The sequence below is a fragment of the Shewanella psychrotolerans genome (assembly GCF_019457595.1).
In the GTDB taxonomy this organism is placed as follows: Bacteria; Pseudomonadota; Gammaproteobacteria; order Enterobacterales; family Shewanellaceae; genus Shewanella; species Shewanella psychrotolerans.
Genome location: NZ_CP080419.1, coordinates 3,670,465 through 3,692,261 on the forward strand (window position 1 = coordinate 3,670,465; position 21,797 = coordinate 3,692,261).

The window sequence follows — 21,797 nt, forward strand, 5'->3', positions numbered from 1 at the left end:
ATATAACAAGCGTTTATTTGGCGTCATAGCAGCCCTTTATCCCGACAATTAACGCTGCACGACGGCAGCCGTCATACGGGAGATACAACAAAGCTCACCCGCGCTATTATGAACAAGGATCTCCCAAACTGAACTGCGTTTCCCCAGATGAACAGGCTTTGCCGTCGCTGTAAGTATGCCATTACGTGATGCTTTCAAATGATTGGCATTAATCTCTTGCCCGACGCAATAATATTGCTCGAAATCGACAACAAAATTAGCTGCATAACTGGCTACCGTCTCAGCTAAAGCGACGTTAGCTCCACCATGAACAATACCAAGTGGATTATGGATCGCAGGAGAAGCAGGCATCGTTGCCTTCATATAATCCTCGCCAATTTCCGATATTTTAATCCCCATGGTCTGCATCAATGTGCCTTTACCATGCATGCCTGCATCCATCTTGGCGCAGTCTTCCAGTGTGACAGGTCTAAACCAAATGCTCATGCGTTATTCCATTTTGTCTGTAAAGTGAGAGCGTTAGTCTACTGTGTAACTATCACAAATTAAATACGCTTACCGCTAGGGCTAAAAGAAGCTGCGGAGGCGAGCCGCTGGCCTTGATTTGGATTAACTAAGTTTTGAACTAAGTTTCTTAGCCATACCTTCGATTAACTAGATTTGCTTTAACAACAACGTAAACCAAATAAACCAGTAACATCAAGCTCAAGCAGCCTAACACTCATTTTCAGGCTTGGGTTCTGGTTCAAGCTGTGACTCTGAAGCTAGGTGTCGAGTGTCGGATGCATACCTTAAAAAAACAGTGCCTAACCTAAAGGTTAGGCACTGATTCAAGATCTAAGTGAACTGCTGATTAACCTTATAAAATAATAAGATTAACTGCCGCAGCCATCAGAACTGTTGGAGTTGATATAGCGAACATCTTTCGCTCTATCATAATCGGCAGGATCGAGCGTTTCATGCTTTTTGATGAATTGATAAAGCATATCTGCATCAATAAAGCCGGTGTCTATCGCCTTGCCCTTCAACTTGGGGTATTTGTTACCGCCAGCAGCGTTATAACTAGGCAGGGTAAATCGATATGTATCCTTTAGCTTGAAAGGCTTATCACCAATAGATCTGATATCGACATCTTTAGCTTTACAGTCAACCGTCATCTTGATACCGCTGAAGTGGGCAAAGCCGCCAGAACCTCGAGTCTTAAGTGCCACCTTAGACAAATACTTCTTCAGTTCGGTCCCATTCATCTCGGTCACAGTCACGCTGTTTGAAAAAGGCTGCACCTTAAGCACATCACGATAGCGAATAGGCCCTTTCTTTATGCTGGCACGAATACCGCCAGAATTGATGATGCCAAAATCAGCAGGCACAGGGAGTTGAGTCTGAGCATGGGCGATCATCATGCCTAGCGGGGTCGCTTGGTTACGAACAACCTTACGCTTACCAATGAAATCCGCCTTTGCCACACCAATCTGCTCTCTCAACTTCAGCTGACCATTACGCTGATAAGGACGAAGCAGCTCGAGAGTTTCCTTATCCTTAGGCGTCATCATTTCAGGCGGATAGTAGGAACCAAACTTGGTTTCGGTATTCACAGGTACCAACTGGTAGTTTGCTAGATGCAGTTGACCACCATAGTATTCAAAATCGGCGCGACCAACATACTTGCCCCATTCGTAGGCTTGCATGATCCAGGTGCCATTTTGACGATCAGGCTTACAAGGTTCATCTCGACCATAATCTTTTACGTACTTACCAGTATCCCCTTCCATGCAGACGGGCAACTGCGAATGTCCACCAATGATGGCTTGAACCTGACCAGGCTTAAGGCTACGAGCCAGAGCGACGTCACCGGGCGCGTTACTGCCGTGCCGACCATTTTCATAGTGGCCCATATGAGTAAGACCAAAAACAAGATCAGGATGATGCTTCTCTTCAAGCTCTGCCAAAACCGCTTTCGCCTCTGCTTGAGCAGGAGTAAATTTTAATGCTTCAACGTACTCTGGATTGCCGATCTCAGCGGTATGCTCGGTAGTCAGGCCGACAACGGCGAGCTTTAACCCCTGAACCTCGAATAGCTTATAAGGCTCGAAGTAGCGTTGCCATTCACCATCGACTTGGCGATAGATGTTGGCCGATAACCAAGGAAATTTTGACCAGCCTCTCTGCTTACCCATCACTGTCGATGGATTATCAAACTCATGGTTGCCCACGGCCATGGCGTCATAGCCAAGGTGATTCATGCCGATAAAATCTGGCTCGGCGTCTTGAAGATCAGACTCAGGAACACCAGTGTTAATATCGCCACCAGAGAGCAGTAAAGTCTCCCCACCTTGCTCGCTAACCTCTTTACGGATCTGGTCTAGTATGGTTTTTCGCGCAGCCATACCATACTCACCTCTTGAGCCTTGCCAAAAACGTCCATGATGATCATTGGTATGTAGCACGGTGAAGCGTTTACAGTCATCACCGGCGGCTTGACAGGCAATAGATGCTGTTGTCTTAGGCGCCTTTTCCACCTTTTCCTTACCACAGCCGCTCAATGCTAACGTTAGTGCGATAGCTGAGCCAGTAAGAAGTAGGCTAGAAGGACGGAGTGAAGTATTCATAATAATCCTTCAATAATATTTAGATAAGCGTTGTCACTTGCCCAAAGGGCTTAATCTCTACATTAAGAACAAAGCGCACAAGGCGAGGTGTAGACAACGTCTGTACAGTTAAAAAAAGCAGCACCCAGAGCGGATCCCGGTGCTGCTTTTTATCGGCTTAACTGATGATTAACCTTGACGGCGACGCCACCACAATAGCGGTAGCAGTAGAGTCATAAGACCGCCCAAACTACCCGCCCCATCAGGCTTAGTCCAACCAGGTTCTTCGGTGTTTGTCACCTCAAGGCTAACAGACTTAACAAAGCTGTCTTCCCCAACCGTTGCCGTGAGTTCGAACACCAATATTTGGTCAATATTGACACTAGGTGCAGTCACATCAAGTGTCAGACCTGTAGCAGTAAACATGGCCGTGGTTCCAGATACCTGTTTCCAGCTGTAGTCAGTCCCTTCTGGTGCATCGGCAACAACGGCAGTAATTGCCGTCTTTTCACCTTCAGTCACTTTGGTTGTCCCTGTAAACTCTACATTCAACGTCAAAGGTACGTTAATCACGCTCAGGCTAACCGCTTTGGTGGTTTCCAAAGTGCCGTCACTGATGGTCAAAGTGAAGTTCAACGTCTCGTCGGCTTTAACCATTGGCGCCGTCAGAGACAAGATAGCCTTATCACCAACCACTGTTTTCTCTTCACCAACAAGCTGTTCCCACTTATAAGTAAGCGCTACACCTTCGCCAGCTTTGATTGCCGAGGCATCGATTGTGTAAGCTGCACCTTCAATAACACTCTCAGGCGCAACAATCTCGCCTTCGACGTCCAAAACAGGATTTGGATCATCACCACAAACTGCACCATACACTTCTTTTACTAACTCAGGGCGGTCAATGAAAGGGTTACGGTTGCCTTGGTATTTATATACCTGGTTGTTACGGTTCTGCTCATAGGTATCAACAGCGTCTAACTGGTTCCACGCATACAGAGTACAAAGCGTACCAATAAGCGGAGCGCTATCCTCGTCAGTCGTGGTTAGACGATCGACGGCGACGAGATCTGGCATATTCGTCGTTGCGGTATCCGTACCTTGATAGCGAGTATCCATATACATGATCATACGGGCAACGTCGCCTTTCACCTCATCACGAGGCTCCCAGCAATCCGTTGTTTTGTTCAAGTAGTTACCCGTACCCACACCATTGAATAGAACCTCTTCACCAGTATCGCTACATAGACCAAAGTCATTATTGCTTCGTGCGGTGTTGATGCCTGGATCTGAAGGACGCAGGTGATGGGCATCGGTATAGCCCCACTGAGACTCACTTGGGAAGCCATGGCTCTTGGCCCAAACGTGTTCACGGTTCCACTTACCTACACCACTACCACCAGTTTGATTGTCGTACTTTGAAATAGAAGCACCGGTATAGATCTCGATAACATTTTTATCATTATCAGGATCTTGGTCTGCATAACTCAGTGCGCTCCAAACCTGCTTATAAGTCAGTTGCTTGTGATCTTTAGCAATGATAACTGACAGTGCATTTTTAAGCTCTTCAGCATTGGCAAACTCACCACTCAATACATCTGAGTAATAGATTTCAGCATTGAACGTAGCAGGATCGGCAACAGGAGTCAGCGTCTCACACCCCGTACAAGGGCCTGTTTCTGGCTCTGGTGGCTCTGGTGGCGTTACTGAACCATCGCATGCGCCTTCACCAGCACAACCTAGGCCATCAGCGGTATCGCTATCAAATACGGCCCACTGATTGTTGGCGCCGGGGAAATCGGCTTCAGCATTAGTATCACCAGCAGTCACACTGGCTTTACGACGCAGCGTCTTATTCGCGGTAGAGAAGTTGGCGTCGTTTGGATCAGTCCAAGCAGAACCTGGATCTTCACCGCGCTTACCGAAACGATCGATAACCACATCGTCTTTGGTCAATACCAGTGCGTCATCACCGTTGAAATAAGTGACCGTAGAAGGAGTGCCTACTTTAAAGGCATCAGCGGCACCTGAGTTATGGAAAACAATGCTCTTTCCTGGCTCCAAAGTGCCAGTCAGTGTCTCAGTATTACCTGGATCAGTTTTACCATTACCAAACAGAGTCAACTTATAAACATTGGCATCCAGATCGATGGCTGTGCCACCAACGTTGGAGATCTCAATTGCTTTGTTATTGCTGCTGCCTTCAATATATTCGGTAAGCAAGAGTACGCCAGGAGTGGCTTCTGAATTACAAGCGCTTTCACCAGGACAACCAAGGCCATCAGATGTGTCTTGGTCGAAGACCACCCATTGATTGTCAGTACCAGGGAAATCAGCCTCAGCTGCAGTGTCACCAGTAGTGACACTGGCTTTGCGGCGTAGTGTCTTGTTGGCCGTGGAGAAGTTAGCGTCGTTTGGATCTGTCCAAGCCGAGCCTGGATCTTCACCACGCTTACCGAAGCGATCGATAACCGCATCGTCTTTGGTTAATACCAGCGCATCATCACCGTTGAAGTAAGTAACGGTAGAAGCACTACCAACTTTGAACGCATCAACCGCACCAGAGTTATGGAAAACAAGGCTCTCTCCTGCAGCTAGAGTGCCTGTCAGCGTCTCGGTATTACCCGGATCGGTTTTACCATTGCCAAACAAAGTCAGCTTATAGACGTTGGCATCCAGATCGATGGCGCTGCCACCTAGGTTGGAGATCTCAACCGCTTTATTGTTGCTGCTGCCTTCGATGTATTCGGTGATAACTAAATTAGCACTGGCACCTGTAGATAGGGTACCCAAAACCATAGCAGTAGCTACAGCAACTGCATTCTTTTTAATTCTCATAATCGTATCTCTATTTGAATCCATGGTGGGAAGCGCACAGCCCAGAGGCTGTGCGCTTCATTATCGAGATCAACCCTTATTTGCGAAGACGACGACGAATCGCTGCCAATCCGAATAGGGATAGCAGGCTGATAAAGCCAGCACTACCAGCCTTACCGTTACCACCAGTGTTGTCGGTTTCTTCTTCTACAATGTCTGCAATCAAGGCGTCGCGGTTTGATACCTTGGCTCGGAAAGTCTTTTTAGATCCTTCTACAAGTTCACCATCACGCTGTAGGCTTACGGTGACCTTGTAGATAGCTGACGGCGCGCCAAAGACCTCGAAATTCACCAAAGCGGTCTCATCATTCGAAATGACAACATTAGGCTGTACCATTTGGGTCAAATCTAGACGTTGTTCATCATCAACAGGCGTCATACTGATTGTCGCAACATCGCCAACTTGAGCAGAGATATCAGTTGGGATCTGGTAAGGAACCTTGATCAATTTTCTGAGTTTTGGCAGGTTCAGAGGCACGTTAGCATCCGCATCACCAGGCTTATAGCTAAGGCTAATAAGTGCTGGGTCATGATCCGACGCGCGATAAAAGTCCCCTTTGTAGAACTTATGCGCGCCAGTACCGTCGATACTACCCTTAAAGCTGTTTTGGTAGTCATACAGGCCGGTCTCTGCAGCATTAACATGCCAATCTGTAGCGTCGATAACACGATCTTTCAAAGACGGCGAGATCAAGATGTGATCAAGTGAGCCAATTTCGTCATTGTAAGAGTAACTCCAAGGCGTCTTGCCTTTCTCCTTAAACTTTTCACCGACGATATCGATGTAGCCGTACGTCTTAGTGATAACAACTGGAGAGCCATCTTCGTTAAACTGAGGCTTAGGACCAAGGAAGGTGTGGCTAGCGGTAACGATAGTTTTGTTACGTGGGTTCTCAGTCAGAACCAGTACAGCATCTTCTTTACCGTAAGAGTTTAAGTCACCTAGAATGATCTTATCCCCTGGGATATCTTTCATCTCTTCGGCTAAGTGCACGGCACCCGCTACGCGGAACTCGGCGCAAGATCCTTGGAAATCGGCATCTGGGGCACTACGGTTATCCCAAGTCTTGGCATTGCCAAACTCAACACCTTGCCACTCTTCCCAACAAGTAGAGCCTTTTGACTTAAAGTGATTCACAGATAGCGTCAAGCGCTTGCCTGTTTGGTTAACGATAAAGGTTACAACCAAGGCATCGCGGTGGTAATTTTGACCGTTCTCTAGAATTTCCTCGTTCTGATCTTTGATCACCTCACCCAAGTCGTTAACTATGGTAGGTGCTTTCTGCTGAGGCATTGGGATAACGCGAGTGCGCTCAATACTCATCTTACTAGGGCGATAGATGATACCGGTAGCAATGGCGTCAGAACCAATGGCGTCTAGGTTATCCAACATTTGATTGCCGTTGTTGTCAAAACCAACAAACACATAACGGTTCTCAGTGGAGTTAGGGCCGTTGTAATCCTGGGCTCGCTCATCCACATACTGGATATTGACCTGATTTACAATCTCAGCAATGGCACTTGCATCACCAAAACCGTTGTTTTCAATCTCCATCAGGGCCATGACATCGGCATCCTGCGCACGAATAATTTCTACCAGCTTGGTTCTCTGGTGAATGTATTCATCATAGGTCTCTGCGCCTCGGCTCTGACCATAGTTGTTATTGTCGCCACCAAAAGGAGAGTTAAAGAAGTTAAACAGGTTTTGGCTAGCAACGCGGATAGCAAAATCATCTTTTGCTACATTGTCTTTCAAATCCGGCTTAGTGGTACGCGGTAGGTTGTGAATAAAGTTATCACTGGTCAACTGGTTGGTTACAGTCAGGCTGTAGTCCTGCTCAAACTTGTCAGTGCCTGGAATCGCCTCAGTTTCATACTGACTGATCACACCTTGCGCATCCACGATACTATCGTCGATACGAATATAGTTAGTGTGTGGGTCACTGTTGAAACCAGCGTAGTAAGGTATATCGGTACCGTTTGATTTAGTCGCACTTTCAATCACTAAACGATAGTCATTATTTTGCTCGTAAGCCGCTTTAGACTCAGGGCTACCTGCAACGTGCAAATGGTTGGGCTGCAAATTAGGACGCTTATAAGCCGCGACCATATTGTTACGACCGTTAGGAGACGACAAGTAGTTGTAGCTAAAGCTGCGAGCAATACGCATATCTTGGTCGCCATCAGTCTGAGGGTCCAGATCTCTCGGCAGATTAACCAACATACCTTCGTAACGCTCTAATGTCTTATCGAAAGAGCCGTTATCTGAGCTTAGAACCTCAATATCTGTAGGTTGCGTTAGGATGTCAGTATCAGTCACGTTCCAGCTAAATGCAGTATCAGCTGACAGTTGAGTCTGACCTTGGTATTCGACAACTTTACTACCGATACAAACAGTTTGACCAACCTTCAGATCACCAGCAGCACTGCTACGAACGAAAATACCATCGGAGGTCTCAGGATCGTTGTCAGAAATAATATTGCGAAGATAGAAGCCCTCATGAGGAAGAGACACCTTGGCTGTGATAATCCCCTCTACGGCAACTTTTTCAGCTGATTCGGTTTCCCCTTCGGCAATAAGAGGTGAGGTAAAGCCCGTACCCTGGACTTCGCTAGGAGACTTGATTTCATTCTGATCGGTTGGACAAGTGAAGATGTCCATGATGTCTTCAGCATCGGCAGCCGGCAACTCAGATTTACCTAAATCATCAAACCTCATTGGTAAGATATTTTGCCACTTAGCCGCATCGAAAGTACCTGATTGAACGGGATTGGTACCGTCAGCGGCTTTCTTACGACGCAACGTCGTGTTCGTAGCCCACTTGCTCGTCTCATTCACAGCACCAACACGATCGATAACGGTATCACCATTTTTCAGGAAGAAGCCGTCATCACTTGTCATATACAGGTTGTTGTACTTATTACTTGGATCATAAGTAGAAACAACAACCATGCCGCCTTGAGTCGCAATGGCATTACGAAACTCTTCGCTCGATCTGCTATTGACTACCACCATAGAAGCACCAGGAGCCAGCGTATAACCACTCAACAACGGCTTAGCATCAGCGTTAAGCAACTCGTTATCGTACTTACCACTTGAGCGCTGGTAGGCAGTCACATCATCGGTAAAGGTGAAGGCATCTGAGCCTGTATTAGTGATTTCAACCGCGCCAACAATGGCATCAGTGCTTTGCGTCATTTCGGTGATCAGCAAGTCTTCGACACCCGCGAAGGCACCCATGCTGATGGTGCTGGCAATGGCCAGCGAGAGGAAACTTTTCTTCATAAGTAAGCTCTATAAAAGTTGGATTCAATTCGGACTAAAAGTACATACGCGCGTATGCGTAGGCAGCTTCAGGGGCTTCACCGACTCTGCCTTCTACAGACAGCACGATGTCACGAGCGGGACGATAATTGAAACCTAAGCTGGCCCAACGACGCTCTTTCCCATACTCAGGTGGCAGCTCAGAATAGTCGTAGTTCGGACCGATCAGATCCCAACCTTCGTATTCTTCGTGATTTAAGGAGCCAATGATTTCCCAGTGCTCATTCAGATCGTACTTGCCGCTTACCGTTGCCCCCTTATTGCGGAAGGTCTGATAATCGAGGTATACATCACCGCCCTTACGTGTAGCTAAATCTTCATCTTCTATAAAGCCGTTAAAACCAATAGATAAGTCTGACATCAGTTTCAGACGTAGGCCTAAACCTATCTGTTCCTGCTCACCATATTTACTGATGCCGTTTGAACCGCCACGCGTTTCTAAACCAACGACAACAGATACTCGATCAGACATCCAACCGACATATCCATTAACTATGTCACCTTGTAGTGCGCCGCTCTTATGCTCGCCATCATATGAATAGGAAACACCAACGATAAAATTTTCAAAATCTGCTTGGTACTTAACAGTGTTTTCTTGGTCACCCGCCTCACCCGTTTCAACAGACTTGTTGAAAGTAAAGTCACCAAAGTGGTCATAATCGTCGAATGCAGTATCGGTCAAACCGAGCTCAATCCACTGATGATCGGTTAAGAGATAACCTACGTACAATTTGTCGATGGCCAACTCAAACTCACCGTCTCCACCAAGCCAGTTTCGACGTTGATAGTCTAGCTCTAGACGATAAGTAAACCGCTGACGCTGCCCCTCAACCCCCATAGTCGCAAAACTATCATCGACATAACCCTTGGTATCGTAGAACTCATCGTGATTGTAAGCGGCATGAGTATCAAAATGCCCACCTACCCCTACTTCGCCATATAAGCGAACGTGGTCACCTTGACTGTCACCATCTAGCATTACAGCACTCGCTGAACCAGCACTAAGCATAGTGACGATAGCGATTGCAATTGTTGATTTATTTAACATTGATGTTACTTCCGACTAGTAATTTATCAGCCTATATTTAAAGGCCAAATTCAAAATTAAAAATGTTTATTAGTAGTATCTAAAACTGCAAGCTGGTCAGACACGTGGTAAGTTCGACGGCGAAATCGCCAACAACTTTGTTACCCCTTCCATAAGCCAACTCCATTTTGACAATAACTCTGACAACACCCATTAACGCCAGCCGCGATTGTTGCAGAATTTGATAACAAAAAAAAGGATATCCAGTCACATTTGTAACGCGCAAGCATTTGTTATGTAAAGAAAAATAGAGCCCCATTAACCACGAGAGCAGAACAAGGCAATAGTAACTGGGTTTTATGCAGCCGAAAATCAGGAACTTAAGTGAGAACAGGGGCGGTGTATTTTTGTATAAAATGATGGGAGAATTAAGGGGGGACTTTTTAGCAAAAAACTAAATAATCAATTAATTTGTTGCTAAAATTGTTGCTAAAACTAAAAATATTCAGCAAAAGCGATTGATACCAATCAGTATAAAAATGTGATCTACTCAGCATGTTTTTTGGCAACTCATTCAAGGCGAATGGATGATGGAATGGTCGTTCCCTTATGAGGCCATTCAACGCAGAAGTAGGAAGGTAAAAAACACGCCTAACTGGCAAGTGTTAGCGCTTTCGATGCTGTGTTAACGAGTTTGAGCCTAGTTCAACTATGCTCTTCACTCGTTGTAAACAACAAGGACGTTGTGAATGTCATTAATGCACGACGCTATGGATATAGGAGGTCGGGCAACGCATGGAGTAGGTAGGTTTGTGCCCAGCGCTGTTTTTCAATCCAGTCGACCCAAATATTGATGACAAAGTCTTTCAAACGGAGGATATTATCGGCACTTTACCAAAATTTTCCTTCCTAAGAACAAAACTCAAAATGGCAAGCATTGTCTTGAAACCAACGGAGTAATTCGACTCGGTTACGTGACTGGGTTTTTCTAAAAATAGAGGAGATATGCGCCTTTACCGTATGTTCACTTATACATAAACGCTCGGCAATTTCTTTGTTTCTTGCACCAGTAGAGACAAACTGTATGATAGTTCGCTCTCTTCCCGTTAGCTTTTGCAGCATAGCGACGGTATTTTGAGTCAAGTCTATGCCACTATCTTGTCGACTAACTAAGCGTCTAAACACCTTCGAGATCAATGGCCGATCGTACCATAACTCGTCACCAACCATTTTACGTAAACCCGTCAGTAACAGATCCATGCGCTGATCAGAAAACAGCAATCCTCTCACACCAAGTAGTAATGCAAATTCAGGATCCAAAGTCCCCCTTTCAACTTGATAAAGGGCGATCGGCACATGAGGCAGCAATCGAGATACAATTAAAGGCACGCCGTTACTGTCTATGGCGGCGCCTTTTTGAGCAATAAGATAAAAACTATTATGATCACGATCGGGATCGAGATCGCTCACCTGCTTAGCTATACGAGTTTTAAAGCCTATTAATTCAGCCAAAGCCGCTAAGTGACAAGGCGTAGAAAGCTGGTGTAAGAACACCAATTCATCGATTCTACCCACTAACTTCTCTCCCTGAAAAGTGTTGAATCACATAAATATACATATTTAAGAATGCTATCCCTATCAATCCTATTGTTGGCTGATTAAACAATTCAATCCGCCAAATAAATACATTAACCTGACTTTTATCTGCTAAAGGCTAGTAGAAAAGTGTCGCGACCATACTAACTAACATTGATAACAACAGCTATCACCAATTGTTATAATAAACAACGATCTTAAAACTATCATCAACTAGATGAACATTAACCGCGGCTGCCTTCCACTTTTTTGAGAGAGGCGAGCAATCTATCGTGCCAACGAGGCAATAATATTAAACTCACCACAGCTCCCAGCAATGCCATCGCCATATCAGATTGGGTATCCCACACATAACCTTGAGTCCCTAAGAAGGATTCGGCATCCTCACCAGAAAATAGCGCCACCCACCACTCAATGAGCTCATAAAAAGCTGAAAAACCTAAAGCGAAACAGCATATTAAAAAATTACACCAAGCTCCGGGCTTAACCACTTCCAGCCTTAGAAACACTTCGCGAGCAAGCAGTGCAGGAATAAATCCTTGAGCAAAATGTCCCAACTTATCGTAGTTATTACGGTCACTGCCCATGAGATCTGCAATCCAATCAAATAACGGCACCTCTGCATAGGTATAGTGGCCACCTACCATTAAAATTACCGCGTGGATCAAAATAAGCCCGTAGGCTAAAGCAGTTAAAGGGAAGCGTTTACGGGTAAAAAATAAAATAGGTAAAGCAATCAAGGCGGGCGCAACTTCTAAAAACCAAGTGAAGTTATCCTTAGGTTCGATACCTGACCAGATAAGTACGCAGAAGAAAATTGTGAGCCAAATAATGCTTTTATTCAAAATTGAAACTCCTTAGATGATATTGTTTTAATATCAGAATAATAACTTTAGCCATCTAGCCCTCCACACTGACTAAAAAAGGTGCTATTTTGTGGGGGCTTTGCAATCAACATACAAAACAATTACCACATAATAGCAACAACCGACAAAGAGGGTACCTAAATCATGGCGAAACACTCGCTAGACAAGGATAAGATCAAGATCCTGCTGTTGGAAGGCGTCCACCAATCTGCGGTAGATGTATTCAAACGAGCAGGTTACAGCAACATTGAATATCACAAAGCATCACTCGGGGAGGAGGAGTTACTCGCCTCGATTAAAGATGCTCATTTTGTCGGTATTCGCTCTCGTACCCAACTGACCCAATCCGTACTTAACCACGCTGAAAAACTGGTCAGTATCGGTTGCTTCTGTATCGGCACCAATCAGGTCGACCTTACGGCGGCAGAAAAACTGGGGATCCCCGTGTTCAATGCACCGTTCTCAAACACTCGAAGTGTTGCAGAACTGGTATTGGGTGAGATCATTATGTTGTTTCGTGGCATTCCACAGCGTAATGCGTTAGCTCACCGTGGCGGCTGGTTAAAAAGTGCATCGGGTAGCTTCGAGGCCCGTGGTAAAACTTTAGGTGTGATTGGTTATGGCCATATTGGAACTCAGCTTGGCATTTTAGCTGAAACCTTAGGTATGCGAGTTATCTTCTTCGATATTGAAGACAAACTACCATTAGGTAATGCGCAGCAAGTGCATTCTCTGGAGCAGCTACTATCACTATCTGATGTCGTCAGCCTACATGTGCCAGAAACGCCACAAACCAAGAACATGATTGGCGAGGCTGAATTAGCTTGCATGCGTGCAGGCAGCATTTTAATCAATGCCTCTCGTGGCACTGTAGTCGATATCGAAGCGCTAGCAAAATCGATTCGCAATGACCATATCGCCGGCGCCGCCATCGACGTGTTTCCTATCGAGCCAAAATCAAATGATGATGAGTTCGTCAGCCCACTTCGCGGGCTAGATAATGTGCTTTTAACGCCTCATGTTGGCGGTAGTACCCAAGAAGCACAAGAAAACATCGGTATTGAAGTGGCTGGTAAGCTCGCGAAATACTCTGACAATGGTTCAACGATGACCGCAGTGAACTTCCCAGAAGTTTCGTTAGCGCAGCATAAAGATGCTTCACGCTTACTGCATATTCACCATAACCGCCCAGGTATCTTGATTAAGATTAACCAAGCCTTTGCAGAGAAGGGCATCAACATCGCTGCTCAGTACCTACAAACCACAGCAGAAATTGGTTATGTCGTCATGGAAGTCAACTCAGACCAAGCAGCTGAAGCATTGGAAGAGATGAAAGCCATCGAAGGCACGATTAGAGCACGCCTGCTGCACTAATCCTTACATCGATATCCAATAACATGAAGGCGCATCCTAAACGGTGCGTCTTTTTTTATCTCAACTCACGGAACCATGACTGACTTGCTCACATTCATCGCTTTAGCGATAGCACTGGCCAATGCCCCATTAAACAGCGTCAAGTCGCAACTCTGAGCTATATGTCGGTATAACGCTCTTTGTCATAATGTCACTGGTTACAAAAGTGATGATATCACCTCAAATCAGCAGACCAAATTCACCAAACGACTACACCTGCCCCTTTAAATTGTTCCAAACGCCCATATATTTATGAGTAATAAACCATTAAGGTTACAATCGAATACTATCTCCATGCCAATGCCTAGGAACATGATATGACACTTACCGTTTCTCAACCTCAGTGGAGTGTAACTGAGGAGATCCCCACGCTCGTTTTTTGTAATCTTTCCCACTTAGGCCTGCTTAGTGTCACTGGCGAACAGGGCCGTAGCTTTATCCATGGCCAAGTGACTACAGATATCAGCTCACTTAATGCCGACCAATGGATGTGGGGCGCGCACTGCGATCCTAAAGGTAAAATGCTTGCAAGCTTTAGAGCCTTTAGTATCGATGATGCATTAATGCTGATGATGCCTAAAGACACCTTAGCCGCAGATTTGCCACAACTGGCTAAATATGCGGTATTTAGCAAAGCAGACCTTGCAGATGCAAGCGATAGCTGGGCCATATTAGGCGTTGCTGGACAAGAGGCGAACTCTTGGGTTCAAAGCCAGTTTGGTGCAATCTCAGCGCCCGTCACAGCAATCCCTGATGGCGTGATCCTTAAAGATGGCGAACGCTACATTATCGTCGTTGCGGCCAAGAACAGTGACGCACTGATAGACACAATAGAGCAACCGATTTACACAAGCAGCGTTTGGCAAAGCATAGAGATTCAAGCGGGATATCCCAATATCGCTGCGGCCCATCAAGGACAATTTGTGCCTCAGATGTGTAACTTACAAGCGGTTAATGGCATTAGCTTTAACAAAGGCTGTTACATGGGGCAAGAAACCGTTGCTAGGATGAAATATCGTGGTGGCAACAAGCGGGCGCTTTATATTTTGGCGGGCACAACCCAGAATACGATAACCCTTGAGAGCCAGCTCGAGTTAGCCTTGGAGAGTGGTTTCAAAAAAACGGGATCGATTATCGAGTACGCTCAATCGGGAGAGCACGTCATATTAACGGCTGTCCTCCCCAATGACACCACTGATGCTGCGATACTACGTTTCGCTGATGATGAAACATCAAACCTGTCGATTCAGCCTCTTCCTTACTCTCTAGACGACGAATAGTATTCAGCATTGATCTAATACAGACCAAAATAAAAGGCGCATTAAGCGCCTTTTTACTATTCCCATAACATCCAATAAGCGCTATTCGGTTTCATTGTGGGCATCACGGACTTTTACCGCCTCATCTAAAATGGCGCAAAAATGGACCACCAGCTCTGGATCAAAATGCTTGCCCGACTCACTCTCGATTAAATTCATTGTATCTTCAATTGTCCATGCTTTTTTGTAGGGGCGAATGGAGGTGAGCGCATCAAATACATCGGCAATCGCAACTATACGTCCCTCTATCGGGATCTCGGTTCCCGACAGTCCATTAGGATAACCAGAGCCATCCCATTTTTCATGATGGGTAAGCGCAATCCTTTTCGCCATTTCAAGTAAAGGATCGTTATGCTCGCCAATGATCTGGGCACCAATTTCGGCGTGGCGCTGCATCTCTTTCCATTCATCTGCATCTAACTTAGCTGGCTTTTTCAAAATTGAATCTGGGGTGCCAATTTTACCTATGTCATGCATGGGCGCTGCGTTATAAATAAGTTCGCAATACTTATCAGGCAACCCCGCTTGCTGCGCTAACAACTTGGCATAATGACTCATACGAATGACATGTAGCCCCGTTTCATTATCCTTATATTCAGCTGCACGCCCAAGTCGACGGATGATCTCAAAACGAGTCTCTTCCAGCTCCTTGGTTCGAGATTTAACCTCTTCTTCTAACAAGCGTTTTTGATCATATAACGCTAAATGGGTTTTTACTCGCGCTTTTACGACCGGCGCACTTACAGGCTTAGTGATGTAATCTACCGCGCCAAGTTCAAACCCTTGAGTCTCATCGGCAACATCGGCTAATGCGGTAACAAAAATAACGGGGATATGGCTGGTTAAGGGATCTTGCTTGAGGCGCTTACACACTTCGTAGCCATTCATGCCAGGCATCATCACATCAAGCAAGATGAGATCAGGTGCGCTCTTCCTTGCCAGCGCTAACGCTTTCGGGCCATCAATTGCCACTTTGACTTTGTAATCTCCCCCTAAGATACCAACCAAAATGTCGATATTCTCAGGGGTATCATCTACAACCAGAACCGTCGCATTATCCATGAAACTCATTCTCCTTTGAGTATAATATCATCAGCATAGTCACCAATATTCATCCACTTTGATCTATTGCGTCAAATTCGCAGTTACAGCGATAAACTCTGCGCTACTGCTGGTGCTTATTGATGGTGGAGTCGCTTGTGTTATTCGAGCCGAAATACTCTTCAATTAATTCCGCGGCCTCATCAAATTGATAGCTATTGACCATAGCGACTGCGGGACTGATCTTCTGCCACCTTTCTGTGGGTAGTCCCTCTTTTATCTGATTCATTTTATCCACCGCACTCGAATCAGCATCTTCTAGCATATCGAGCAGTTCGCTAATCGCTTGCTGTAACTCACTATCCGACATTAACGGTTTCTCAGGGACATCTGCATCATTAGTGTCATCAGCGGTTTCTTGTTGTTGATGAGATATCCACAGAGAGATTGCTTCGCATATCGATGCAACAAGTTCCGATAACTGCGCTAACTCTGCTGAAACATCCGGTTTCTCTGAGGCCATTAACTTGGTTTCAATCGCTTTAGCCAATTCAACCAGCTTAGGGCTACAAAGATTGCCTGACACTCCTTTTAGCGTATGGGCGTAACGAATTGCATCCTCAATGCGGCCCTGAGTTAGCGCCAAGTCGATCTCTTCGGCAACCTGCATCTGACCGGCATAAAAACGCTCAAATATTCTGCGGTACAGTCTTACCGAACTTTGGACTAGTTGTAATCCCTTATCGACATCAATAGCTTCGTGTTGTGGCCAAAATCGCGTCGACTCGTCGTTAGCACTGCAGACAATATCGTCGGCTGCAGTGACCGTTGAACCATCGCCTAAATATTCAATTAAGGTCTTATAGAGCAGAGACACTTCGATTGGCTTAGCAATATGATCGTTCATCCCCGCCCGCAAACACATCTCCTTGTCACCCGCCATGGCATTTGCTGTCATAGCGATCACCGGTAGTGATTCAAACTGTGGATTTTTACGCAATGCTTCTGTGGCTTGATAACCATCCATCACTGGCATCTGGCAATCCATTAACACGAGGTCAAAGCTCTGCATCGCCAGTTTTTCTAGTGCGATTTGCCCATTTTCAGCAATCGATAAGATCACGCCTACCTGCTCTAAAAACTCGGTCGCCACTTCCTGATTCATCTCATTATCTTCGACTAACAAGATGCGCTTACCCTTGAGTTGTGATAGCACCTCTTTGCTGATATCAACAGCTTTGCGCCGCACAGGCATGGCACCATGCTTGCCCAAAGACGACATAATGCCATCGAGTAGACGTGAAGCACTGATAGGTTTAGTGATATATCCAGAGATACCACTACTCTCTATCTTATCGATAAACTCGGCATTGGCATGAGCCGAGACGATCAATAATTTAGGTGGATTCTCGATCTGATTTAAGATCTTATTCGATGTCTCTAAACCGTCCATTTCTGGCATACGCCAGTCAATAAGAGCCATGGGGTAATGCATCTGTTCACAGCGAGAGATGGCTTCTGCGCCACTTCGTACGGTATCCACCTCAAAGCCCATGCTTTCTAAAGTAGTACGTAAAATATCACGCGCTGTTGCATTATCGTCGGCCACCAAGATCCTCATTCCTTCGAGTTCCTCCTCAACCTTTAACAGTTGACTGTCGGCGACTTTAAAGCGCACAGAAAAGAAGAAGGTGCTACCGTTACCAAATTGACTTTCAACGCCAATTTCACCACCCATTAACTCGACCAGTTGCTTACAAATCGCTAATCCTAACCCAGTACCACCATACTTACGTGTCGTTGAGGTATCAGCTTGACTGAACGACTTAAACAATTTTGTACGTTGCTCTTCGGTTAAACCTATCCCATTATCACGCACGCTAAATCGCAGCACGATATCGTCATCAATGCGCTCTAACTGACTAATGGACAGTAATACTTCGCCCTGATCAGTGAACTTAATCGCATTGTTCATTAGATTGATTAGCACCTGACTCAAACGCAGTGGATCGCCTTCGAGGTGCCTTGGTATATTGGGCGCAACCGCAAACAAGAGTTCCAGCTGTTTATCGGCAGCTTTGACTGAGAACATATCGCTGAGATCTTCGAGCATGGTATCGAGTTGAAACGGTATCGATTCGATATCTAACTTACCCGCCTCAATCTTGGAGAAATCCAAAATATCATTAATGATCCCCAGCAGGGATTTAGATGCACGATCGATTTTCTCGATGTAGTTTTGTTGTTTAGAATCCAACTCTGTCTGTAAACATAACTGCGACATGCCAATGATGGCGTTCATAGGGGTACGGATCTCATGGGACATATTAGCAAGAAAATCACTTTTAGCCTTGCTCGCCGCATCGGCAATATCTTTCGCCTGTCTTAATTCCTCGGATATCGCTTTCAACGAGGTGATATTCGCCATCGACAATACGGCTGAATTGATGTTGCCCTGTTTGTCTTGCAACCAAGTGACAGTGATATCCATCCACATCAATTCACCGCTGTGATTCACTAATCTTATTTCGCCAGTAATGCTATCGCTACCATTTTCGGCTCTCTCACGTAATATCGCCTTAGCATCATCACGGCCTTCGGGATGTTGGCAATCAAAAAAGGAGGTGCCTTTAAGCTCGGCGACAGATAGCTGCATATATTGGCTAAACTGCTCATTACAATCGATAATAACGCCGCGGTCGTCAATATTAACAATGCCGATCCCCGCATGGTCAAACAGAGCTCTAAAATGAGCTTCTCGGTTCGCAAGCTCCCTATCTAGCTGCTTACGCTCTGTAACATCCATAAGGTAACCATTCCAGAGCAAACTGCCGTCTTCTTGATAGCTCCCATGGGCCCCCGCTTGTAACCAGCGCAAATCTCCCATCGGATGGTTATACCTAAACTCATTTATCCATTTCAACCCTTCGCTACTTTTACCTGACAGTAATTCAACTATCTGTGGACGCTCCTTTTCCACTATACAATTAGCGACAAGATCAAAATTCTGGATCGCTTGATCGCGATGAAAACCTAACGTGCTAATACATGCACTGGATAGGAAAGTAAATTTACGTTCCTTGTTGGATATCCAGCGTAATTGATACACTGTACTGGGTATTGATTCGGTAATGGTTTCCAGTTGCCGTTGAGATTCAGCAATCTTCTGCTGGGCAATTTTACTGCTGGTGATGTCATTAATACTGCCATCAAACCATAAAGGCTGACCGGCATCATCGTAGATCGCCTTACCTTTTTCGTGCACCCAATGTTCACTACCGTCTCGGTGTTTAATACGATACTGCACCTCAAATCCGCGGTGTTCAGCGACACCACTGTTGATCGCCTCACTGACTAATTCACGATCGGCCTCAACAATCAAACTGACGAAACTACGTTTACGGTTTTCGATAAAATCAGTGGCAGGATAACCGGTAATATCACCTATGTTATCGCTGACATATTCCATCACCCAAGTATCGCCTATGCGCGTTCGATATACCGCGCCAGGAATATTGGTGACTAGGCCTCTAAAACGGCTTTCACTATCACTAATGCGTTTAGCGGTCGCCAACTCTTCTGTCATATCTCGCACAGATGCAGCAATTTGTCTTCCGCCATCAACATCTTGTGGCAATATTCCTAAACTAATTTCAACAGGAAATAAGCTACCATTAGCCTTAAGCGCCATAAGCTCGGCACCAGCACCGAGTCCCATCTTACGGTCCTGGCCTGCGACAATAAAGCCTCTACGAAACTCCGGATGCTTAGCACGCGCATATTCAGGTACCAACTGTTCGACAGACATAGATAACATCTGCTCTTCATCATAGCCAAACAAGGTTTGACAGCGCGTATTGGTGAAAACAATCTGCCCACTTTCATCAACGATCAACATCGCCTCAGGTGCTGATTCGAGCACTGCATTAGACCAGGCGGCTGCAGAAAACTGTTCGGTAATATCGTTAAATAGCATCTCAACCGACAGTAACTCTTGGCTATCGGAAACCAGTGGTTGCATAAACAGATCGAGCTGACGCAGCTTACCACTGGCATCAAGCATCTCGACTTGATGGGGCGGCACACTTTCCCCTTGTAACGCCCTATCCATATACTCCCAATTTTGCTCATTTAAAGGATTGTCGGAGAACATACGTTGATATTTTCGTTTCAACAAATCGGGAGTAACCCCCAACACCTTTTCAACCCCGGCACTCACCTGAGCAATTTGGCCATCGGGTTCTAATGAGCAATAAAAAGATTTATCGCTCATACCGTCAATCAACTTGGCAAAACGATTGCCGCGAGAATCCAAAAGTGCTTGTTCACGCTCCTCTAACACACCTGCCATATCATTAAACTTATTGGTCAGGGTCACAATTTCACTTACGGCGCCACTGGGTTTTTCGATACGTTTGGCTCTCCCAGCGGCAAATTCGACAATCCCCTCTTCTAACTCTTCAATCGGCCGAGTTAGACGACGGGCAGTAAGATAGCTTGTCAGTAAAAGTACGATGACGATCAGCAGCAGGTTAAGCGTTAATGAAGAGGAATCACTAAAAAACTGGTTATAGAGCTGCTCTTCTGGGGTCATGATAATCACTCGCCAACCCAGTGCAGGCACTACACCAACACTGGCAAGAAACGTATTACCATCACTATCAACAATAAGGCTACTGCCCTCTTTTCCCGTATTAAATAGGTCGACAAACAGTTGGTTATCTTTAGACTTGGCCAACCAAGTCTCGGTCCCTTTTGCTAGCAGAAGGCTATGATCTTCATGAAAAATCAATCGCCCACTATCATCGATAATCACAATTCGCTCAGGAGGTATCCCCGTCATTTGTGGAATAACATCTAAGGCCAAGTCAACCGTCAGCACGCCGTCATAGGGCTGCGCTGAACCAAAAGGGTGAGAATAAGTGAGCATCAAGATATTACCCGCCCCCTCATCAAAGTAGGGAGTAGACCAATAACCATTAATGTTATCTATCGCCTTACTCCACCAATCCCATTTGCCATCGGTGTAGTCATAGCCATCGACACCAATATCTAGGGTATTGAAGTCTCCTTTGTCACGATAAACGTAGGGGGCATAGAGATTTCGACCTTCAACTTTATTTTTTTGAAAGGCAATGGCACTGCCGTAGAAATCAGGATGAAGCTCTAAACGATGGGTAAGTAATTGGCGCAGTTTTTGAGCATCGCTGAACAGCTGCTTATTGTCGATTTCACTCAGCAGATCGGTGATGGCTTTCGTATCTTTTTCGGCCGTCGACAAAAAGAACTGCATTCTACGTGCCGCATTATCGGCTTGTTTCGCTAAATCATCATAAATATATTTTTCTTCAGCCTGATAATTGAACCAAGCATTGATACTGAAAACGGTAGTCATGATCGCAATTAACGGCAGAGCGATGTGCGATAAAATCCTGCTACGAAAAGTACGAAGTCTGCTCATATCCATATTCCACAGTGCTTAAAAATCAGGAAGATTTACTTATAACCATAAAGCAATACGCTAAGTCAATTAAAGGCTTGCTAGTATCACCCAAAAAATATTGCTAACTACATGAAGATTCTGAAATTAGTAAATTCATTAAAGCACCATGACCAAATGTATTCAACAACAAACTGATTATTTATCCTACAAATACAGACCAATGCTAAGCTAAATAACCTTCTACTCAATTTGAGTGACAAGGCAAACCAATCAAGTCCACTTTTATTGCGAATAAAAACGCCGAC

Annotated in this window: 11 protein-coding genes; 2 read left to right on the forward strand and 9 right to left on the reverse strand. The window is 45.4% G+C overall.

Going from position 1 to position 21,797, the window contains the following annotated elements:
- Positions 1-48: 48 nt before the first annotated feature.
- From K0I62_RS16195 to K0I62_RS16225, 7 genes are all read right to left on the reverse strand, one after another.
- The gene (locus K0I62_RS16195; RefSeq protein WP_220069090.1) at positions 49-486 is read right to left on the reverse strand and encodes a PaaI family thioesterase; all 438 of its coding nucleotides are present in this window, start codon (positions 484-486) and stop codon (positions 49-51) included.
- Between the two features lie 389 nt (positions 487-875).
- On the reverse strand, positions 876-2,609 hold the full coding sequence (ushA, locus tag K0I62_RS16200; RefSeq protein WP_220069091.1) for a bifunctional UDP-sugar hydrolase/5'-nucleotidase UshA: 1,734 nt from the start codon (positions 2,607-2,609) through the stop codon (positions 876-878).
- Positions 2,610-2,777: 168 nt separating this feature from the next.
- The gene (locus K0I62_RS16205) at positions 2,778-5,423 is read right to left on the reverse strand and encodes an endonuclease (RefSeq protein ID WP_220069092.1); all 2,646 of its coding nucleotides are present in this window, start codon (positions 5,421-5,423) and stop codon (positions 2,778-2,780) included.
- Between the two features lie 76 nt (positions 5,424-5,499).
- Positions 5,500-8,748: an ExeM/NucH family extracellular endonuclease gene (locus K0I62_RS16210; protein ID WP_220069093.1), complete on the reverse strand. Its 3,249-nt coding sequence runs from the start codon at positions 8,746-8,748 to the stop codon at positions 5,500-5,502.
- Positions 8,749-8,782: 34 nt separating this feature from the next.
- Positions 8,783-9,835, reverse strand: a complete 1,053-nt coding sequence (locus tag K0I62_RS16215; RefSeq protein WP_220069094.1) for a porin — start codon at positions 9,833-9,835, stop codon at positions 8,783-8,785.
- 888 nt (positions 9,836-10,723) lie between these two features.
- Complete coding sequence (locus K0I62_RS16220; protein WP_220069095.1) at positions 10,724-11,389, reverse strand: helix-turn-helix transcriptional regulator; 666 nt, start codon at positions 11,387-11,389, stop codon at positions 10,724-10,726.
- A 245-nt stretch (positions 11,390-11,634) separates the two neighbouring features.
- Entirely contained in the window at positions 11,635-12,255 is a 621-nt protein-coding gene (locus K0I62_RS16225) for a DUF2238 domain-containing protein (RefSeq protein ID WP_220069096.1), read from the reverse strand.
- A 165-nt stretch (positions 12,256-12,420) separates the two neighbouring features.
- Here K0I62_RS16225 and serA point away from each other — a divergent pair, with 165 nt between their 5' ends.
- Positions 12,421-13,650, forward strand: coding sequence for a phosphoglycerate dehydrogenase (gene serA, locus K0I62_RS16230; RefSeq protein ID WP_220069097.1), 1,230 nt, complete (start codon positions 12,421-12,423; stop codon positions 13,648-13,650).
- A 356-nt stretch (positions 13,651-14,006) separates the two neighbouring features.
- Positions 14,007-14,969 (forward strand): tRNA-modifying protein YgfZ, encoded by a 963-nt coding sequence (gene ygfZ, locus K0I62_RS16235; protein ID WP_220069098.1) that lies wholly within the window; start codon positions 14,007-14,009, stop codon positions 14,967-14,969.
- A gap of 81 nt (positions 14,970-15,050) precedes the next feature.
- Here the strand turns inward: ygfZ and K0I62_RS16240 are convergent, their stop codons facing one another.
- Together K0I62_RS16240 and K0I62_RS16245 are read right to left on the reverse strand one after the other, a co-directional pair.
- Positions 15,051-16,070 (reverse strand): response regulator, encoded by a 1,020-nt coding sequence (locus K0I62_RS16240; protein WP_220069099.1) that lies wholly within the window; start codon positions 16,068-16,070, stop codon positions 15,051-15,053.
- Between the two features lie 103 nt (positions 16,071-16,173).
- On the reverse strand, positions 16,174-21,516 hold the full coding sequence (locus tag K0I62_RS16245) for a PAS domain S-box protein (protein WP_220069100.1): 5,343 nt from the start codon (positions 21,514-21,516) through the stop codon (positions 16,174-16,176).
- Positions 21,517-21,797: the final 281 nt, after the last annotated feature.